Source organism: Silvimonas soli (assembly GCF_030035605.1).
Taxonomy (GTDB): Bacteria; Pseudomonadota; Gammaproteobacteria; order Burkholderiales; family Chitinibacteraceae; genus Silvimonas; species Silvimonas soli.
The window spans coordinates 3,781,945-3,801,098 of sequence record NZ_CP106736.1; the positions used below are offsets into that span (position 1 = coordinate 3,781,945).

Annotated in this window: 14 protein-coding genes; 11 read left to right on the plus strand and 3 right to left on the minus strand. The window is 55.9% G+C overall.

The window, feature by feature from the left end; all coding sequences use genetic code 11:
* Positions 1 to 33: 33 nt before the first annotated feature.
* The 8 genes from arsB to N7220_RS17325 all read left to right on the plus strand — a co-directional run bounded on the left by arsB (position 34) and on the right by N7220_RS17325 (position 10,443).
* The gene (arsB, locus tag N7220_RS17290) at positions 34 to 1,116 is read left to right on the plus strand and encodes an ACR3 family arsenite efflux transporter (protein WP_283148767.1); all 1,083 of its coding nucleotides are present in this window, start codon (positions 34 to 36) and stop codon (positions 1,114 to 1,116) included.
* A 27-nt stretch (positions 1,117 to 1,143) separates the two neighbouring features.
* Positions 1,144 to 1,578, plus strand: a complete 435-nt coding sequence (gene arsC / locus N7220_RS17295; RefSeq protein WP_283148768.1) for a glutaredoxin-dependent arsenate reductase — start codon at positions 1,144 to 1,146, stop codon at positions 1,576 to 1,578.
* Between the two features lie 464 nt (positions 1,579 to 2,042).
* Entirely contained in the window at positions 2,043 to 4,028 is a 1,986-nt protein-coding gene (locus tag N7220_RS17300; RefSeq protein ID WP_283148769.1) for an acyltransferase family protein, read from the plus strand.
* Positions 4,029 to 4,217: 189 nt separating this feature from the next.
* A complete protein-coding gene (locus tag N7220_RS17305; protein WP_283148770.1) occupies positions 4,218 to 5,474 on the plus strand; it encodes an ABC transporter substrate-binding protein in 1,257 nt (418 codons plus the stop codon).
* Between the two features lie 208 nt (positions 5,475 to 5,682).
* The gene (locus N7220_RS17310; protein ID WP_283148771.1) at positions 5,683 to 6,585 is read left to right on the plus strand and encodes a carbohydrate ABC transporter permease; all 903 of its coding nucleotides are present in this window, start codon (positions 5,683 to 5,685) and stop codon (positions 6,583 to 6,585) included.
* Positions 6,582 to 7,412 carry a carbohydrate ABC transporter permease gene (locus N7220_RS17315; protein WP_283148772.1) on the plus strand — a complete coding sequence of 277 codons (831 nt, stop codon included), beginning with the start codon at positions 6,582 to 6,584 and terminating at the stop codon, positions 7,410 to 7,412. Before N7220_RS17310 ends, N7220_RS17315 begins: the two co-directional genes overlap by 4 nt.
* Positions 7,413 to 7,657: 245 nt before the next feature.
* On the plus strand, positions 7,658 to 9,325 hold the full coding sequence (locus N7220_RS17320) for an alpha-glucosidase family protein (RefSeq protein ID WP_283148773.1): 1,668 nt from the start codon (positions 7,658 to 7,660) through the stop codon (positions 9,323 to 9,325).
* Positions 9,322 to 10,443: an ABC transporter ATP-binding protein gene (locus N7220_RS17325; RefSeq protein ID WP_283148774.1), complete on the plus strand. Its 1,122-nt coding sequence runs from the start codon at positions 9,322 to 9,324 to the stop codon at positions 10,441 to 10,443. Before N7220_RS17320 ends, N7220_RS17325 begins: the two co-directional genes overlap by 4 nt.
* Before the next feature lie 410 nt (positions 10,444 to 10,853).
* On the opposite strand, the gene araA is transcribed toward N7220_RS17325, so the two are convergent.
* The 3 genes from araA to N7220_RS17340 are packed head-to-tail and all read right to left on the minus strand — an operon-like array spanning position 10,854 to position 14,847.
* The gene (gene araA, locus N7220_RS17330) at positions 10,854 to 12,356 is read right to left on the minus strand and encodes an L-arabinose isomerase (protein ID WP_283148775.1); all 1,503 of its coding nucleotides are present in this window, start codon (positions 12,354 to 12,356) and stop codon (positions 10,854 to 10,856) included.
* A 30-nt stretch (positions 12,357 to 12,386) separates the two neighbouring features.
* Positions 12,387 to 13,154, minus strand: a complete 768-nt coding sequence (locus N7220_RS17335) for an L-ribulose-5-phosphate 4-epimerase (protein ID WP_283148776.1) — start codon at positions 13,152 to 13,154, stop codon at positions 12,387 to 12,389.
* A gap of 1 nt (position 13,155) precedes the next feature.
* Positions 13,156 to 14,847, minus strand: coding sequence for a ribulokinase (locus tag N7220_RS17340; RefSeq protein ID WP_283148777.1), 1,692 nt, complete (start codon positions 14,845 to 14,847; stop codon positions 13,156 to 13,158).
* Positions 14,848 to 15,212: 365 nt separating this feature from the next.
* On the opposite strand from N7220_RS17340, the gene N7220_RS17345 reads away from it, so the two are divergent.
* From N7220_RS17345 to araH, 3 genes are all read left to right on the plus strand, one after another.
* Positions 15,213 to 16,190, plus strand: a complete 978-nt coding sequence (locus N7220_RS17345) for an arabinose ABC transporter substrate-binding protein (RefSeq protein WP_283148778.1) — start codon at positions 15,213 to 15,215, stop codon at positions 16,188 to 16,190.
* A gap of 290 nt (positions 16,191 to 16,480) precedes the next feature.
* On the plus strand, positions 16,481 to 18,043 hold the full coding sequence (gene araG / locus N7220_RS17350; protein WP_283148779.1) for an L-arabinose ABC transporter ATP-binding protein AraG: 1,563 nt from the start codon (positions 16,481 to 16,483) through the stop codon (positions 18,041 to 18,043).
* 20 nt (positions 18,044 to 18,063) lie between these two features.
* Complete coding sequence (araH, locus tag N7220_RS17355; RefSeq protein ID WP_283148780.1) at positions 18,064 to 19,077, plus strand: L-arabinose ABC transporter permease AraH; 1,014 nt, start codon at positions 18,064 to 18,066, stop codon at positions 19,075 to 19,077.
* The last annotated feature ends 77 nt before the right edge of the window (positions 19,078 to 19,154 follow it).

A 19,154-nucleotide genomic window follows, 5' to 3' on the forward strand; every position in this document is an offset into this window, starting at 1 on the left:
CAAAATCCCTGGTTTATTGTCTGGAGTAATTGAATGTCTGCCCAATGTGAAGTCATCGGCAAGCAAGCTGCCGGTGCACCGCTCAGTGTTTTCGAGCGCTATCTGACCTTATGGGTTGCCATTTGTATCGTGATCGGGATCGCGCTGGGGCAGGGCTTGCCCGGCGTATTCAAGGCCATCGGCGCCATGGAGATCGCCAAGGTCAATCTGCCGGTGGGCTTGCTGATCTGGGTGATGATTATCCCCATGCTGCTGAAAATTGATTTCAGCGCATTGCATCAGGTGCGCGGTCACCTCAAAGGCATAGGCGTCACGCTGTTTATCAATTGGTGCGTCAAGCCGTTCTCGATGGCGTTTCTGGGCTGGCTGTTTATCCGCGTGCTGTTTGCCAGATGGCTACCCGCTGGCCAGATCGACAGCTACGTTGCCGGTTTGATCCTGCTGGCTGCTGCGCCGTGTACCGCAATGGTGTTTGTATGGAGCCGCTTAACCGGTGGTGATCCGTATTTCACGCTGTCGCAAGTCGCGCTCAATGATCTGATCATGGTTTTCGCCTTTGCGCCGCTGGTGGGGCTGTTGCTGGGCGTATCCAGCATCACCGTGCCGTGGGCTACATTGCTGACTTCCGTCGTGCTGTACATCGTGATTCCGGTACTGCTGGCTCAGGTGATCCGCAAAGTGCTGCTGGCTAAAGGTCAGGCGAGTTTTGATGCTGCCATGAGCACGATTCAGCCGTGGTCGATCAGCGCCTTGCTGGTCACGCTGGTCTTGCTGTTCGCCTTCCAGGGCAATGCCATTATTCAGCAACCGCTGGTGATTGCGCTGCTGGCTGTGCCGATTCTGGTGCAGGTGTTCTTCAATTCTGCGCTGGCATATTGGTTGAATCGCAAGGTCGGTGAGAAACATTCTGTGGCTTGCCCATCGGCATTGATCGGCGCATCCAACTTCTTCGAACTGGCCGTCGCTGCGGCGATCAGCCTGTTTGGCTTTGAATCCGGCGCAGCGCTGGCTACGGTGGTCGGCGTGCTGATTGAAGTGCCCGTCATGCTGCTGGTGGTCCGCATCGTGAACGGCAGCAAACCCTGGTATGAGCGCGGCCTGCGCGCTGCCCGCTAAACCCGCAATTTCAACGGAAAAAGCACCATGAGCAACATCACCATTTATCACAACCCAGCCTGCGGCACCTCGCGCAACACGCTGGAACTGATTCGTAATAGTGGCGAAGAACCCCAAGTCATTCTCTACCTGGAAACCCCGCCGAGCCGGGAGAAACTGGTTGAGCTGATCGCGGCCATGGGGATTAGCGTGCGTTCTTTGCTGCGCAAACAAGGCACGCCATATGAAGAACTCGGGCTGGATGATGCCAAATGGACTGATGATCAATTGATCGACTTCATGTTGGCGCACCCGATTCTGATCAACCGCCCGATTGTGGTCACGCCGCTGGGCACCAGACTGTGTCGACCTTCCGAACTGGTGCTGGATATTCTGCCAGGCCCGCAACGAGCCGCTTTCAACAAGGAAGATGGCGAAGCGGTGGTTGATGCTCAAGGCAATCGGGTCAGCAAATCTTCCTGAGGTAGCGTCGCCGGACTTTCGGTTGGCCATTGCCACTTGATTGGGGTGAAACCGATTTCGATCAGACAAGGCCGGTGCGAGGGGGCAAGGATGGTTCTTTGTCCTGTCCTCGCGACGGCCCTTTCGCCTGATGGATGACATGGCGGAAAGCGGAAATTTTTCCAATACTGCATTGGACGCTTGGGCTTATTGATGCATTTTTGCTTGTGTCGCGAGAACGGGTCCCACGTTCCGGGCAAGAGGAGCTACAAGCATTGCCAAGAGTCCGAAACGAGCCCGCTATATTGTTCCAGGGATATTTACAACGATGTGTGTAGTTTACACCTGTGTTGGGTGCGGCCCTGCCAGCTGCCGGATCATGGGTGCAACAATGAGTATTGAATATGGATTTTTGCTAACCGGTTAATTGCAAGATCAGCAGTTTTATTTCATTCCGAATACAGATTCCACCGGAGAATTTCGATATGAAATATAGGCGGGAAATAGACGGACTTAGAGCGCTAGCCGTTGTTCCAGTCATCCTTTTTCACGCAGGTTTTCAGTTTTTCAGCGGTGGCTTCATCGGAGTTGATATATTCTTTGTTATTAGTGGTTATCTTATTACCACCATTATCATCGCCGAGCTCGATACCAAAAGTTTTTCCATCATCAAATTCTATGAACGCAGAGCCAGGCGCATCTTGCCAGCTCTGTTTCTTGTGCTTTTCACTTGTATTCCGTTTGCGTGGTTGTGGCTTTTTCCACCAGACATGAAAAAGTTTTCTCAAAGCCTGATTGCAGTCTCCACTTTTTCATCCAACATTTTTTTCGGTTTTACCGGCGGGTATTTTGACCCGGCCGCAGAACTAAACCCGTTACTGCACACCTGGAGCTTGGCCGTAGAAGAACAGTTCTACGTTTTTTTTCCCGTTTTTCTTCTGTTAACCTGGGGTTTGGGTAAACGTAATATTCTAATTCTTTTGTCTCTTGTGTTTGTTGTCAGTTTGGTTCTGGCGCAAATTTATGTTTTCAAGCAGCCAGTGGCTGCTTTTTATTTGCTGCCAAGCAGAGGTTGGGAGCTGTTGGTTGGAGCGTTCGTTGCATTCTATCTGGCCCGTCCCAAAAACGCAGCCAATGAAACAAATGAAACGTTCGTCAGCCATGTCGGGAGCCTGGCAGGGCTGGCTCTTATTGTGTTTTCAATATTCTATTTCGACAAGACCACTCCTTTTCCGAGCATATATACGCTTGTACCCACAGTGGGTGCCGCGCTTATCATCTTGTACAGCACACCAAAGACTTGGGCTGGCAAGATATTGGGAACCCCTTTGTTTGTCGGGATTGGCTTGATCAGTTATAGCGCCTATCTCTGGCATCAACCCATATTTGCGTTTGCCAGATATATTTTTCTAGACAGGCCCAGTGCTGGCGTGATGTTATTCCTTACTTGCATCTCATTTTTCCTCGCTTATTTTGGATGGCGGTTTGTTGAAGCGCCTTTCAGGAACAAGCAAAGAGTCAAACGTAAAACAATTTTTACCTATGGAATTGTTTTAAGTGTGAGTTTGATTGTATTTGGCTCATTGGGTAGTTTCAGTAAAGGGTTTGAAGGCCGTCTTCCTTATAGCAGCAGGGATCTGATGGTCTTCGGAAAGCCCGTCACATTTTTGGCGATTCATAGCTCCGACAGTAGCTGCCGGGACCTGCTGGGACTGTCCGCTTTGCCAGAGGAAGTTTGCGTGGCTAACTCAAAGAGTCCGCAAATCATGTTCGCAGGCGATAGCCATGCTATGGCACTTTATTCTTCCATATATGGCAAACAGTTTGATTTGAATTCCGTGTTGATATCCGGATATTCCTGCCCTTTGTATCCAAATTTAACTTACATTCCCTCGTTTAAAAATTCTTTTGGCAACACCTGCACGGGTATTGCCAACGAAGTATTAAATGCAGCAAAAAAAATAGACTCGATAAAAGTAGTTGTTCTGGTTAACTACCATGTTGATGGGCAGGACGCGAGGTTTTCTTACTATCTGCACGGCAAGCACATATCCAGCGATGAGGCCTTTATCGCCGGAAATGATTTTCTCGTAAATGAACTCCTGAAGTTGGGGAAGAGGGTTGTGTACTTTATTGATGTTCCCCATTTGAAGATTGATCCGAGGTTTTGCCTGCAGAAACTCCCTTATTCCTTCAGGTTGGCCTCGGACTCTGGCTTGTCCAGAGAGTGTTCAATTACCAAAGAAGAAAATGAACAAGCCCGAAAGGAATACGTAGGCGAGGTGTTGAAGGTCAAGAGTGAGAATCCAAAGATGTTGATCTTCGACCCGGCTTCCTATTTTTGCACGGGCCACTATTGTAATTTCAGGGACGGTTATAAATCACTCTACAGCGATACTCATCATGTCAGCCTGTTGGGCTCAATGGACATCCTTAACGTCATGAGGTCCGATGGTTTGATCGATCACTAGGCTATCCTCACGGTTCACGGTCAGTCCGACCGCACGGTGGTCGTCGGGCATCCCGCCCATGGATGCCGCCAATGTTTCAATTGTTAACAAAACCCGCAATATCGAAATTTCCGGTTAACAAGCACACGGTTCAATGGCTGCGGTTCGTTCAAACCAAGAAACACATCGAAACCGAGACGAGGAGTCACCATGAAGACCAAGTTGAGCTTGATTGCGTTGGCGACGTTGCTGGCTGCTGGCGGTGCTAACGCCGCGCTGCTGCGTATTGCTTGTGGTTCTACCGGCGGTGAGCTGGAGCTGTGCAAGACATCCGTGAATGAGTGGGCCAAGAAAACCGGCAACGAAGTGCTGGTGGTTACACCGCCTAACGATTCCAACGAGCGCCTGGCGCTGTACCAGCAGATTCTGGGCAGCGGTTCGGACAAAATCGACATTCTGCAGATTGACGTGGTGTGGCCTGGTTTGCTGGCCAGCCATCTGGTCGATCTGAAGCCTTATTCCAAAGGCGCGGAAAAAGAGCATTTCCCCAGCATGATTGCCAACAATACGGTCAACGGCAAACTGATGGCGATGCCCTGGTTTACCGATGCTGGCCTGTTGTACTACCGCAAGGATTTGCTGGAAAAATACAACCTCAAACCGCCCGTTACCTGGGATGACATGGCTGCTGACGCCAAAAAAATCCAGGACGGCGAACGCGCTGCCGGTAACGACAAGATGTGGGGTTACGTGTGGCAAGGTCGTGCTTATGAAGGCCTGACTTGCGACGCCGTGGAATGGGTGTCCAGCTACGGCGGCGGCAATATCGTTGAGCCAAACGGCAAGGTATCCATCAACAACCCGCAAGCAATCAAAGCCATTGATAGCGCGGCAAAATGGGTTGGCACCATCTCGCCGAAAGCTGTGCTGAACTACGGTGAAGAAGAAGCCCGCGGCGTGTTCCAGTCGGGTAACTCTGTGTTTATGCGCAACTGGCCATACGCCTGGGCGCTGTCGCAAAAAGACGAAAGCCCGGTCAAGGGCAAGGTCGGTGTGATGGCTCTGCCTAAGGGTGGCGCCAATGGCCGCAACGCCGCAGCACTAGGTGGCTGGCAACTGGCCGTTTCCAAGTACTCCAAGAACGCCAAACTCGCGGCCGATCTGGTGATGTATCTGACCAGCCCGGAAGTGCAGAAGATGCGCGCGGTGAGCAACGGTTATAACCCGACCATTGCGTCACTCTACAAAGATCCGGATGTGCTTAAGGCCAACCCGTTCATGGGCGACCTGTTCAGCACCTTTACCAGTGCTGTGGCACGGCCTTCTTCAGTCACCGCATCCAAGTACAACCAGGTTAGCAACCAGTTCTGGAATGCTACCCACGACGTGCTGTCCGGCAACTCCAATGCGACCGACGCACTGGGCCGTCTGGATGCGTCGCTCAAGCATATGGGCCCCTGGAAGTAAGCACGCCCAGCGTGCGGTGAGGGGCGAAGTGTGAGAGGTGAGGGAAAGGCTGCAGTGTGTATCGCACGCTGTGGTCAGCGCCCAAGCCTTGCACACGGCGATTTCAGCGTTCCCGTGATCGGCACTGCCATGCTGATGACGGGGAGGTGACCCCTCACTCCATTTATCCCGATTTATCGGGGCACACCTCTCTCTTCACAGGTGACCTATGGATGATTCGCTCATCGCCCGTGCCCGACGGCGGCAAGCTTACTGGCTGGTGCTGCCCACGGTGATCGTGTTGGCGGCCATTGCTGGCTGGCCGTTGCTGCGCACCATCTGGTTCAGTCTGACCAACGCCCAGTTGTCCGACATGAGCGCCCGCGAGTTTGTCGGCCTGGCCAACTATATCGGCGAAGCGGGCGTATTGCGGGATGGCGAGTGGTGGCATTCGGTATCCAATACGCTGTTCTTCGCCATTATCTCGGTCGTCCTGGAAAGCCTGCTGGGTCTGGGCGTGGCTCTGCTGCTCAATACACCATCGCGTATTCAGGCGCTTTTGCGCGCTGCTGTGCTGGTGCCGTGGGCGATTCCAACGGTTGTTTCGGCCAAGATGTGGTCGTGGATGCTCAATGACCAGTTTGGTGTCGTTAACGCCGCGCTGCAAAGCATGCATTTGATCTCGACACCATTGGCTTTTACTGCTGATCCGCATCTGGCTTTCCCGACCATCATCATGGTTGATGTCTGGAAAACCACGCCATTCATGGCCTTGCTGATTCTGGCCGCGCTGCAACTGGTGCCCGAAGACTGTTACGAAGCCGCCAAAGTTGACGGCGTGCCGCGCTGGCGCGTGTTCCGCTACATCACCTTGCCGCTGATCATGCCCGGCATTCTGGTGGCGATGATTTTCCGCACGCTCGATGCCTTGCGCGTGTTCGATCTGATCTACGTGATGACCTCCAACAGCCACGTCACCAAGAGCATGTCGGTTTACGTGCGTGAACAACTGATCGACTTCCAGCAAGTGGGTTACGGCTCTGCCTCGGCCACGCTGTTGTTCCTGATCATTGCGCTATCCACCACGATTTACATGGTGGGCACCCGCCGCCGCATGGAGAACGCAGCATGAAGAAAAATCCATTGATGGTGCTGGGGTTCTATCTGGCTTCGGCGCTGGTGCTGTTCTTTTCGTTGTTCCCGTTTTACTACGCCATTGTCTCGTCCCTAAAAAACGGTAGCGCCTTGTTTTCCACCTCGCTGTGGCCCGCGCATCCTTCACTGGCCAACTACATTGCCATTTTCAAAGAGCAGTCATTTGGCGCCAATTTATCCAATTCGCTGTTCGTCGCGACGGGCGTGGTGGTGTTCTCGCTGCTGTTATCCATGCTGGCCGCCTATGCATTGGGCCGCGTGTCGTTTCGTGGTCGCGGTACTTTGATGATGTGCATTTTGAGCGTCTCGATGTTCCCGCAAGTGGCGCTGTTGTCTGGCCTGTTCGAGCTGATCCGCACGCTGGGCTTGTACGACAGCCTGTGGGCGCTGATGCTGGCCGATCTGATCTTTACGTTGCCGTTTACCGTGTGGGTGCTGGTGACGTTCATGCGCGATCTACCCAAAGAAATTGAAGAAGCCGCGGTGATGGATGGCGTTGGCATCTTTACGCTGATCTTCCGTATCTTTTTGCCGCTGTTATGGCCCGCGTTGGTGGCAACCGGTTTGTTGGCCTTTATTGCGGCGTGGAATGAGTTTCTGTTTGCGCTGACGTTTACCTTGTCCAACGAAGAACGCACGGTGCCGGTGGCGATTGCATTGATCTCGGGCGGCAGCAGTTTCGAATTGCCGTGGGGATTGCTGATGGCAGCTTCGGTGATCGTGACTGTGCCGTTGATTGCGCTGGTGTTGATTTTCCAGCGGCACATTGTGAGCGGGCTGACGGCGGGGGCGGTGAAGGGGTAGGGCGAGTGCTACCGACCTTCGGGTTTCGACTTCAAAGCATGTAATGCATTCCCGTAGCCCGGATGAAACGAAGTGAGAATCCGCGGTTGCGAGGCATCAACAATCCACAGACATCTGAATGCGTGGATATGGCCACCCCGGATTGCTACGCGAACCCGGGCTACAAAAGTGCCGTATCCGCAGGCACTCAAGATTCAGTAGTGACGGACCAAACAGCAAAAACGCAGCTACCAGGAGAAAACAACATGTCTCAAGCAACATTGTCCCAAACCGCAACCAACTGGTGGCGCGGTGCGGTCATTTATCAGGTTTACCCACGCAGTTTTCAAGACAGCAACGGCGATGGCATTGGTGACTTGCCGGGCGTAACGCCCCGTATGGATCACATTGCCAATCTGGGCGCGCAAGCGGTGTGGCTGTCGCCGTTCTTCACCAGTCCGATGCTGGATTTTGGCTACGACGTATCCAATTACTGCGATGTCGATCCCATCTTCGGCACGCTGGCCGACTTCGACCAACTGGTGGCCAAAGCGCACAGCCTGGGTCTGAAAGTGTTGATTGATCTGGTGCTGAGTCATACCTCCGATCAACACCCCTGGTTCAAAGACAGCCGTAGTAGCCACGATAATGCGCATGCCGATTGGTATGTGTGGGCAGAGGCCAAAGAAGACGGCACGCCGCCCAATAACTGGCTGTCGATTTTTGGTGGTTCGGCGTGGCAATGGGATACCCGCCGCCAGCAGTATTACATGCACAACTTTCTGACCAGCCAGCCCGATCTGAACTTCCATTGCCCGGCGGTACAAGACGCGCTGCTGGATGTCGCAAAGTTCTGGCTGGATCGAGGTGTCGACGGTTTCCGGCTGGATACGGTCAATTTCTACGTGCACGATCAGCAACTACGCAACAACCCGCCAATGCCGCGCAGCACCATCTCCAACACCGCGCCCATGGTCAATCCGTACACCCGCCAGCAGCATGTGTACGACAAAACGCAGCCAGAGAATCTGTTGTTCCTGCAACGCCTGCGCGCATTGACGGACCAGTACGACGACATCACCACCATTGGTGAAATTGGCGACGATCATCAATACGAAACGCTGGCCAGCTACACCGAGGGCAATAACCGCCTGCACATGGCGTATGTGTTCGCGCTGCTGACTGATATGTGCAAACCGACTTATCTGCATGGCGTGCTGGCCGAATATTTGCGTGACGCTGGCAATGCCTATGTCTGCTGGTCACTGGGCAATCATGATGTGCCACGGCTGGTGTCGCGCTGGGCCGCGTTGGGTGGCGATGAACGCCAACGCGCGCATTTGCTGGCAGCGTTCTTGCTGTCGTTGCCAGGCGCTGTGTGTATTTATGAAGGCGAAGAGCTGGGGCTGACCGACGTCGATGTGCCATTTGAACTGCTGCAAGATCCATACGGCATCACCATGTGGCCCGAGTTCAAAGGCCGCGACGGTTGTCGTACGCCAATGCCGTGGGATCACTCGGCCAATCTGGGTTTCACCACCGGCAAGCCGTGGCTGCCGCTGGGCGAGGATCACACTCATCGAGTGGCGAGTGACCAGCAGGCCGACGCGCAATCGGTGCTCAACGATTACCGCCGCTTTATTGCCTGGCGCAAGACTCAGGGGGCGCTATGCCAAGGCAATCTGACCTTGCTGCCTGCGCATGAACAAGTACTGGCCTTTGTGCGGCAAGCGGGCGATGAACGCCTGCTGTGTGCGCTCAATTTGTCAGACAAGCCAGCCAGCTACGCTTTGCCTGCAGGCGTGCAAGCAACGGACTTGATCGGCCACGGCTTCACCGGCCAGATCAGCAATGGTCAGATCGAACTGGCACCGTTGCAAGCCTGCTTCGCCTCGGTGCCCGCGAACGCGTCACTTCAAGGACAAACAGCATGAGCCATATCCAGCTAAAAGGTCTGCAAAAACGCTTTGGTGATACCGCGGTGTTGGCGGATGTGGATCTGGATATCAAACACGGTGAATTCTGCGTATTTATCGGGCCGTCCGGCTGCGGCAAATCCACGCTGTTGCGGATTATTGCCGGGCTGGAGGCACCCAGCGGTGGCGACATTTTTATTGGCGATGTGCGGGTGAACGATGTATTGCCCGCCAAGCGCGATATCGCCATGGTGTTCCAGAGTTATGCGCTGTATCCGCATATGACCGTGGAAGAGAACATGGCCTTTGGTTTGCGCCATCTGAAGTTGCCCGAAGGCGAGATCGAACAGCGCCTGACCACGGCTGCGCAGGCGCTTAACCTGACCAATCTGCTCAAGCGCAAACCCAAAGAGTTGTCTGGTGGGCAACGCCAGCGCGTCGCCATTGGCCGCGCCATCGTGCGTAAACCCAAGGTGTTTTTGTTCGACGAGCCGCTGTCGAATCTGGATGCCGCACTGCGCGTGAAAACCCGCGTGGGCATTGCCAAGCTGCACCAGGATTTACCGGACGTCAGCATGATCTACGTGACGCATGATCAGGTCGAAGCCATGACTTTGGGCGACAAAATCGTGCTGCTACGCCCGCTGTCGGGCAAGGATGACTTGCCCAGCATCGCGCAGGTGGGGCATCCGCTTGAGCTGTACCACCATCCGGCCAATCTGTTTGTCGCCGCGTTTATTGGTTCGCCCTCGATGAATTTTATGGAAGGCGTGGTGCGCGGCATCAATCTGTCCAGCGTGGAAGTCACCGTTGCCGGGCAGGAATTGTCTGCGGCAGTAGAAGGCGGCGGTTTGGGCGTGGGCACCAAGGTGACGTTGGGCATTCGCCCGGAACATATCCAGGTGGGCAGCGGCGCGTTGAGTGGCAAGGTGGTACACGTGGAGCCGCTGGGAGAACACACCTATCTGCACCTGGAAACCGCGCTCAGTGGCCAGTCGTTTATTGCCAAAACGGCGCGGGAAGATGTCAAAGTCGGCGATGTTTTGCCATTTACCTTGCCCGCCCATGCCATGCATTTATTCGATGCCAAAGGCGATGCGCGCACGCGGATTGCGCAGCCGGAAATGGCCGTGTGATATCACGTGGCTGGACAGGATTGGACGTGACGATCAGACAGCACCTGCGGGTGCTGTTTTTTTGGGGGGGGACGGGAGAGAGTCAGTCGCGGCGGACAAGAAAGGAGCAGTGATCAACAGCTTTGAACGGCAGGCGGCACAGCCTGTGACTGCCGGTAGTCCCCGTTGGATGTTCGAGCCCGGGCAGGCTGTTGATCACTGCGAAAGCGCAATCGGCTTTCAGACAATTTGCGAATGACGCGTTGCCAGTGCTACAGCCAGACCAGCCTGGCAACGCGGTTCCCGGCTGGTCCTTGATGCTCTTGTGGCGTGCTTTGCAGCGGGTACTGAATGATGCAGAGCGGATTGTTGATGTCCGATATCCCGATGTGACGGGATGAACCCACCCTGCAGATCACGCTAAAACCCGCTTATTTGCACAGATTGAAAAAGACTTCGTTCCACTTCAGTTCGTTCTTGAATGCGCCAATCTCGGTCTTGGCACCGATCTGCAGATACTCAATGCCGGTGATTTCGGCAAACAGGCGCAATTGTTCTTGCGACACTGCTTGCGTATACACGGCGTGGTGCGCGCCACCGGCGTAGATCCAGGCGGCAGCAGAGGTGGCCAGGTCTGGCAATGCTTTCCACACGGCGCGGGCGACGGGCAGGGCGGGCAGCGGCTTGGGTTGTTCCACGGTTTCCAGATCGCTGGCAATCAGGCGGAAGCGGTTGCCCATGTCGATCAGCGTGACGTTGATGGCCGGACCAGGTTTGGCGCTGAACACCAGGCGTGCCGGATCGGCTTTTTTGCCGATGGACAACGGTTGCACGTCCAGCAGCGGTTTTTCTTCTTTGGCAATGGATGGGCACACTTCCAGCATGTGCGCGCCAATCACCAGTTCGTTGCCAGGTGTGAAGTCGTAAGTGTAGTCCTCCATGAACGAGGCGCCACCGGGTTGACCTGCGCCCATCACCTTGAGTGCACGCAGCAGCGCGGCGGTTTTCCAGTCGCCTTCGGCACCAAAGCCATAGCCTTGTTGCATCAGACGTTGCACCGCCAGGCCCGGCAGTTGTGTCAGGCCGTAGAGGTTTTCAAAGGTGGTGGTAAAGGCATGGAAACCACCTTTATCCAGGAAGTGCTTGATACCCAGTTCAATGCGCGCGGCATCCAGCAGATGCTGGCGCTTGTCGCCGCTGTTTTTGACCGCGTCAGACAAGGTGTAGCTGGATTCATATTCCGCGATCAGCGCGTTCAGTTCTTCTTCGGTGACGGCTTCGACCGATTTGACCAGATCGCCCAGACCATAGGCGTGCACCGCGTAGCCAAACTGGATTTGCGCCGCAACCTTGTCACCCTCAGTCACCGCCACTTCACGCATGTTGTCGCCAAAGCGGGCCACTTTCAGGTTCTTGCTGTCGTACACTGCAGCGGCAACGCGTATCCAGTCGCCCAGCTTGGCGGCGACCGTCGGGTCTTGCCAGTGGCCAACCACGACGTTGTATTGCTTGCGCATGCGTGCGCCGATAAAACCGAATTCGCGGCCGCCGTGGGCGGTCTGGTTCAGGTTCATGAAGTCCATGTCCATGGTGTTCCATGGCACCACGGAGTTGAACTGGGTGTGTAGTTGCATCATTGGTTTTTCGAGCACCGACAAACCGGCGATCCACATCTTGGCTGGGCTGAAAGTGTGCAGCCACGTCACCATACCGATACAGTTTTTGGCGTAATTGGCATCGCGGCAGATTTGCAGAATGCCTTCTTGCGAGGTCACTGTGTCTTTGAGTACCAGCTTGATCGGCAGATTGCCTTCTGCGTTCAAGCCTTTAACGATGCGCTCGGCATTGGCGGCCACTTCTGCCAGAGTTTTCTTGCCATACAAATGCTGGCTGCCGACGACAAACCAGACTTCCAGTTCTTTGAAGAATTCCATTACATGTTTCCTTGAAGATAAACGGTGGCGTCAGGCAGCGCGCCGGGGGAGTTGTTCGGGAGCCGGGGTTACTGGCGCGTCGGTTGCTGGTGTGGCTTCGGTTTTGCTCTGGCCGTAATACGCACCGGCGCCGTGTTTGCGCAGATAGTGTTTGTCCAGCAGGTGATCCGGAATGGCGTGCTGGCTGGCGTTCAGCATCAGCGTGAACAGCGCCATGCGGGCGACTTCTTCCAGCACCACGGCGTTATGTACGGCGGCATTGGCGTCTTTGCCCCAGGCAAACGGCGCGTGTTCGCTGACCAGAATGCCAGGAATGGCCATTACATCGCCGTCGCCAATGGTCTCGATAATGACGCTGCCGGTATTGGCCTCGTAGGCTTGTTCAATCTCCGCCGGGGTGAGCGGCCGGGTGCAGCGAATCGCGCCGTAGAAATAATCGGCATGCGTGGTGCCCAGCGCTGGAATTTCCCGGCAGGCTTGCGCCCAGGAGGTGGCATGGGTGGAGTGCGTGTGCACAATGCCGCCAATCAGCGGATAGCGGTTGTACAGCGCCAGGTGCGTAGGGGTGTCGGATGACGGGCGCAAACTGCCTTCAATGCGATTGCCCGCCAGGTCCAGCATCACAATGTCATCCACCGTCATGGCGTCATAACTCACGCCGCTGGGCTTGATCGCCACCAGGCCAAGCTCGCGATCAATACCGCTGACATTGCCCCAGGTAAACGTCACCAGGCCATGCTTGGGCAGCGCCAGATTGGCTTGCAGAACTTGTTGTTTGAGTGCGGTGAGGCGATCCATCTCAGGCCTCCCCGGCGGCTGGGGCATATAGCGGCTCGGTGGCCGCGCCCCATTGCAGATAGCGTTGATACAGTTTTTCGTATTTGGGTACGTTGAGCGGATTGGGTGTGTAGGTTCGCTCGATCTTGCTGGCCATTGCCGCTTGCGCTGTCGCGACATCCGGGTGAATGCCAGCTGCAACGGCACCAAAAATCGCTGCGCCCAGAGCACAGCACTGGTCCGAGCCGACCACATCCACGTTGCGGTTCATGACGTCCGCGCACACCTGCATGATGGTGGGCGATTTGCGGGCAATCCCGCCCAAGGTCAGCACGCTATTTACCGCGACTTGCTGCTCCGTAAAACACTCCATGATCGCCCGTGCGCCAAAAGCGGTGGAGGCGATAAAACCGCCAAACAGGGCCGGTGCATCGGTGCCCAGATTGACGCCACTGACCACACCCTTGAGGCGCTGGTTGGCAAATGGCGTGCGGCGGCCGTTGAACCAGTCCAGCACCAGCGGCAGATGATCCAGATTCTGTTGTGCGGCCCAGGCTTCGGTCAGTGCGGGCAGCAAGGTGGATTGCACTTTGGCCAGTGGTTCTGCCAGTTCGGGCTGTTGCTTGGCGGCCAGTTGCAGCGGCCACGACAACAGGTTGCCAAACCAGGCGTACATATCGCCAAATGCCGATTGGCCCGCTTCCAGCCCGATCTTGCCTGGCAAGACGCTGCCATCCACCTGACCACAAATCCCGGCAACGGCGCGCTCGCCAATTACGCTGTCATCCGCAATCAGGATGTCACAGGTGGAAGTGCCAATGACTTTCACCAGCGTATGCTCGCCCGCGCCTGCGCCCACCGCACCCATATGGCAGTCAAACGCTCCGCCAGAGATGATGACGTGCTCTGGCAGTTCCAGTTTGCGCGCCCATTCTGCGGTGATGCGGCCAACTGGAATATCTGCGGTCCAGGTATCAGTAAACAGCGGGTAATCCAGCTCTTCGACCAGCAGCGGGTCGAGTTCCTTGAGGAAACTCTTCAGTGGCAAGCCGCCCCATTGTGGGTGCCACAGCGATTTATGCCCCGCTGAACAACGCCCGCGCTTGATATCGGCGGGGCGGGTGGTGCCACTGAGCAAGGCAGGCACCCAATCGGCCAGTTCGATCCAGTTTTGCGCCGCTTTGGCGACCGCAGCGTCTGCCCGCGACACATGCAAAATCTTGGCCCAGAACCATTCCGACGAATAAATCCCGCCGATGTAGCGTGTGTAATCCGGATACACGCCGCGCTCTGGACCACTTTGCGCCAGCGCGGTAATGGCTTCAGCTTCGGCAATAGCGGTGTGGTCTTTCCACAGCACGAACATGGCGTTGGGGTTGTCGGCGAATTCAGGCGTAAGTGCCAGAACATCGCCCGCCGCGTTGATTGGCGCGGGTGTAGAGCCGGTAGTGTCTACGCCCAGACCGACGATGCCGAGCCGTTGCACCGGGCTGAGTTGGGCCACCACGCCCTTCACCGCAGCCTGCATTGATTCGATGTAGTCGAGCGGGTGATGCCGAAACTGGTTGTCGGTCGGGCTGCAAAACTCGCCCCTGGACCAGCGCGGGTAGTACGCGACCTCGGTAGCCAGCTCGGCACCACTGTGGCAATCCACCGCCAGCGCGCGTACTGAATCACTACCAAAGTCCAGACCTATGGATATATCAACTGACATGTTGGATTGCGCCTTTCGGGGTCGTATTTCAGGTTTTCCCGAAGAATAGGGCGCTGGCGGTTCAGCTCATAAGGAAACGCTGGTCGAGAATATGGACTAATCGCCTTAGTGTGGTTTGCCTGTTGAATCGACATGGACAAACCCGAACAATCTTGCCGAATGCATGGATTTATCAGCTAATGTGTAGTATCGAATGAATCGCTACGAAATAGTCGGCCATATAATCCGTCCAGCTTGAGCCTGCAGCCCGGTTTTTGACTCTGCAACCCAATGAATGCTGCGTTGCAAGGCTTGATGGCTGGAGTTTGTAAGTACGGTATTCCAGGTACGAAACATAGCGAAACGCAAATATAACGGAGTCTGATATGAACAAAATGGTCAAATTGCTCACACTGAGCTGTGTAATGTTCGGCGCGATTGGCAGTGCATATGCAGCAGAAAAACTCGGCTATCTGGTCAAGCAGCCAGAAGAGCCCTGGTTCCAGACCGAATGGGCCTTTGCCGAGAAAGCTGGCAAAGATATGGGCTTCGATGTCATCAAGATTGCCGTACCTGATGGCGAAAAAACCCTGAACGCCATTGATACCCTGGCTGCCAGCGGCGCCAAGGGCTTCGTGATCTGTACGCCTGATCCAAAGCTTGGCCCGGCGATCATGGCCAAGGCCAATTCCCTGGGTCTGAAAGTGGTGACCGTGGATGACCAGTTCGTGAACGCCAAAGGCCAGCCAATGACCGAAGTACCGCTGCTGATGATGGCCGCCACCAAAGTGGGTGAGCGTCAGGGTCAGGAACTGTACAAGGAAATGAAAAAGCGGAACTGGAACGTCAAGGATACCGCCGTACTGGCGATTACCGCCAACGAACTGGATACCGCGCGCCGCCGTACTGATGGCTCAATGAACGCTCTGAAGGCAGCGGGTTTCCCGGCAGGCCAGATCTTCACCGTGCCAACCAAATCCAATGACATTCCTGGCGCGCTGGATGCAGCCAACTCCATGCTGGTGCAACACCCCAACGTGAAGAACTGGCTGGTGATCGGCATGAACGACAACACCGTGCTGGGTGGCGTGCGCGCTACCGAAGGCCAGGGCTTCAAGGCGGCCAACGTGATCGGTGTCGGTATCAACGGTGTGGATGCCAAGACCGAACTGGGCAAGTCTGCTGCGACCGGTTTCTACGGCTCCTTGCTGCCAAGCCCGGACGTACACGGTTATCAATCCATCAAGATGCTGCATGAGTGGACTGCCAACGGTAAGGCTCCGACCAAGTTCACTGAAGTGAGCGACGTGGTGCTGATTACCCGCGACAACTACAAAGAAGAACTGAAGAAGAAGGGCCTGTAACAAGTGTGAGGTGCAGGGCGTAGGGTTTGCGGGCTTTGCCTGCGAACGCGGATATTGCGTGCGCATGAATGCGCACCCTACGGGCCTGGGTTCCCGCCCGCGCGGGAATGACGAAATGAAAAGGTTTGTCTGGCGTAGGGTGGATTCGCCGCGTGGCGGCAATCCACCGTTGCCGTGATGGGTTGCCGTTTCCGAAAGGCCGGAATATCAAATCTACCCAACCCGTCCGCCGGATCGCGGGTTTGCATCTTGTAATGACTTTGCCTTGATTCTTTGAAAAGAGCTGTCCCATGACCGATCTTCCCGATTCATACCTGGTATTTCGCAATATCAGCAAGGTGTTCCCCGGCGTGAAAGCGCTGCAGGATATTTCTTTTGGCTGCGAGCCCGGTTCGGTCCACGCGCTGATGGGCGAAAACGGCGCGGGCAAGTCCACGCTGCTCAAGATTCTTTCCGGCATGTACCAGCCCAGCGGCGGACATCTGGAAATCGCCGGGCAACCCGTCGCCTTCAATGGTGCGATGGACGCACTGCGCGCTGGCGTGGCGATCATTTATCAAGAATTGCATCTGGCACCGGATATGTCGGTGGCAGAAAACATTTATCTGGGCCAGCTGCCGCATCGCTTTGGTGTGGTGGACCAGCAACGGCTGCATGCCATGGCGGCAGAAAAACTGCGCTATCTGGGCATGGATATCGACCCCGCGACCCCGTTGCGGCACTTGTCGATTGCGCAATGGCAGATGGTGGAAATCGCCAAGGCGCTGACCCGCAACGCCAAGATCATTGCGTTTGATGAGCCGACCAGTTCGCTCTCGGCGCGTGAAATCGAACAACTGTTCCGCGTCATCAACGAACTCAAGGCCGAAGGCCGGGTAATTCTGTACGTCTCGCACCGCATGGAAGAAATCTTCCGCATGTGCGACGCGGTCACCATTTTCAAAGACGGCCGCTACGTAAACACCTGGAAGGACATGGCCAACGTGACGCACGACCAACTGGTACAAGCCATGGTTGGGCGCGACATCGGCGACATCTACGGTTATCGCCCACGCGAACATGGCGAAGTGCGGTTGGAAGTGCGTGACCTGCTGGCGCCGGGCCTGCGCGCGCCCGCGTCGCTCAATGTCAAACGCGGTGAAATCGTCGGCCTGTTTGGTTTGGTGGGGGCAGGGCGTTCCGAGTTGATGAAAGGGATTTTCGGCGGTTCGCCGGTGTTCAGCGGCCAGGTGCTGCTTGACGGCCAGCCGGTGAAAATTCGCCGCCCGGGTGACGCGATTGCCGCTGGCATCATGCTATGCCCTGAAGACCGTAAAGCAGAAGGCATCGTGCCGGTGCATTCGGTGCGCGACAACATCAATATCAGCGCCCGCCGTGGCACCGTGCGCGCCGGCTGCCTGGTGAACGAAAGCTGGGAGCGCAGCAACTCGGCCAAGATGGTCAAAGAGTTGAACGTCAAAACCCCCAGCGACGAACAATTGATCATGAATTTGTCGGGTGGCAATCAGCAAAAAGCCATTCTCGGGCGCTGGTTATCCGAAGACATGAAAGTGATGCTGCTGGACGAACCCACGCGCGGGATCGACGTGGGCGCCAAGCACGAAATCTACCGCGTGATATACGACCTGGCCGAGCACGGCATCTCGATTCTGTTTGCCTCCAGCGACTTGCCCGAAGCGCTGGGCTTGGCGGACCGCATCATCGTGATGCGCGAAGGCCATATCGTGGGCGAACTGGATCACGACACCGCCACAGAACAAAAAGCGCTGGCGCTGGCCATGTTGCGTCAGCCCGAAACCTTGCCAGGCCACAGCGCCGGGCAGGATGCCAACCCGATTCAAGTACCGGTTTGAAAGGTTTAAAGGAAAGCAAAATGTCCAAAGCAACGATTAATCCTGTCAGTCCTGGCGTGGCCGTGCCGGAGATTACCCTGGCGCCTGGCCGCACCGTGTTTGCCAAAGTGTGGGACAAATACGGCATGTTGCTGGTGTTCCTGGTGCTGTTTATTGCATGTTCGGCGCTGGTGCCCAATTTCCTGAGTTTTCAGAACATGCGTGGTCTGGGACTGGCTGTGTCGCTGGCTGGCATGGTGGGCTGCGGCATGTTGTTCTGCCTGGCTGCCGGTGACTTTGACCTGTCGGTCGGGTCCGTGGTGGCGTGCGCCGGCGTGGCCTGTGCCACGGTCATCAACATGACCAACAGCGTGACGATGGGGATTCTGGCAGGTCTGGCGACCGGGTTGGTGTTCGGCTTGCTCAACGGCATTATCGTGGCGTGGTTGGGCATCAACGCCCTAATTACCACGCTGGCCAGCATGCAGATCGCCCGTGGTATGGCGTACATCATCTCCGACGGCAAAGCGGTGGGCGTTTCGGAAGAAAGCTTCTTTACTCTGGGCAATACCAACTGGCTTGGCCTGCCGGCGCCGGTGTGGATCACCATCGCCTGCTTTGCCGTGTTTGGCTTCGTCATGCGCCGCACGCTGTTTGGCCGCAACACGCTGTCGATTGGCGGCAACGAAGAAGCTGCGCGACTGGCAGGTGTGAACGTGGTGCGCAACAAGATCGCCATCTTTACCTTGTCTGGCGTGATCTCCGCCTTTGCCGGTGTGGTGCTTGCTTCGCGTATGACTTCCGGTCAGCCGATGACGTCGCTGGGGCTGGAACTGACAGTGATCTCGGCTTGCGTGCTGGGTGGTGTTTCGCTCAAAGGCGGCGTGGGCAAGATCAGCTATGTGGTGGCTGGCGTGCTGATTCTGGGCACCGTAGAAAACGCCATGAATCTGCTGAATATCTCGCCGTTTGCCCAATATGTGGTGCGTGGTCTGATCTTGCTGGCGGCGGTGATTTTTGACCGCTACAAACAAAAATCCAGGTCTCGCGTCTGATGCGTTGTTTGCTTCACCGGTTGCAGTTGATCTGACGCAGCCCGGCAGGCCAGAGCCTTTGTATTCTGGTTCGCGTT

Coding starts and splice junctions, on each gene's coding strand:
- N7220_RS17325 (WP_283148774.1), top strand. CDS start 9,322: ATGAGCCATATCCAGCTAAAAGGTCTGCAAAAACGCTTTGGTGATACC.
- N7220_RS17335 (WP_283148776.1), bottom strand. CDS start 13,154: ATGGATCGCCTCACCGCACTCAAACAACAAGTTCTGCAAGCCAATCTG.
- araH (WP_283148780.1), top strand. CDS start 18,064: ATGTCCAAAGCAACGATTAATCCTGTCAGTCCTGGCGTGGCCGTGCCG.
- arsB (WP_283148767.1), top strand. CDS start 34: ATGTCTGCCCAATGTGAAGTCATCGGCAAGCAAGCTGCCGGTGCACCG.
- N7220_RS17300 (WP_283148769.1), top strand. CDS start 2,043: ATGAAATATAGGCGGGAAATAGACGGACTTAGAGCGCTAGCCGTTGTT.
- N7220_RS17315 (WP_283148772.1), top strand. CDS start 6,582: ATGAAGAAAAATCCATTGATGGTGCTGGGGTTCTATCTGGCTTCGGCG.
- N7220_RS17340 (WP_283148777.1), bottom strand. CDS start 14,847: ATGTCAGTTGATATATCCATAGGTCTGGACTTTGGTAGTGATTCAGTA.
- araA (WP_283148775.1), bottom strand. CDS start 12,356: ATGGAATTCTTCAAAGAACTGGAAGTCTGGTTTGTCGTCGGCAGCCAG.
- araG (WP_283148779.1), top strand. CDS start 16,481: ATGACCGATCTTCCCGATTCATACCTGGTATTTCGCAATATCAGCAAG.
- N7220_RS17310 (WP_283148771.1), top strand. CDS start 5,683: ATGGATGATTCGCTCATCGCCCGTGCCCGACGGCGGCAAGCTTACTGG.
- N7220_RS17305 (WP_283148770.1), top strand. CDS start 4,218: ATGAAGACCAAGTTGAGCTTGATTGCGTTGGCGACGTTGCTGGCTGCT.
- N7220_RS17320 (WP_283148773.1), top strand. CDS start 7,658: ATGTCTCAAGCAACATTGTCCCAAACCGCAACCAACTGGTGGCGCGGT.
- arsC (WP_283148768.1), top strand. CDS start 1,144: ATGAGCAACATCACCATTTATCACAACCCAGCCTGCGGCACCTCGCGC.
- N7220_RS17345 (WP_283148778.1), top strand. CDS start 15,213: ATGAACAAAATGGTCAAATTGCTCACACTGAGCTGTGTAATGTTCGGC.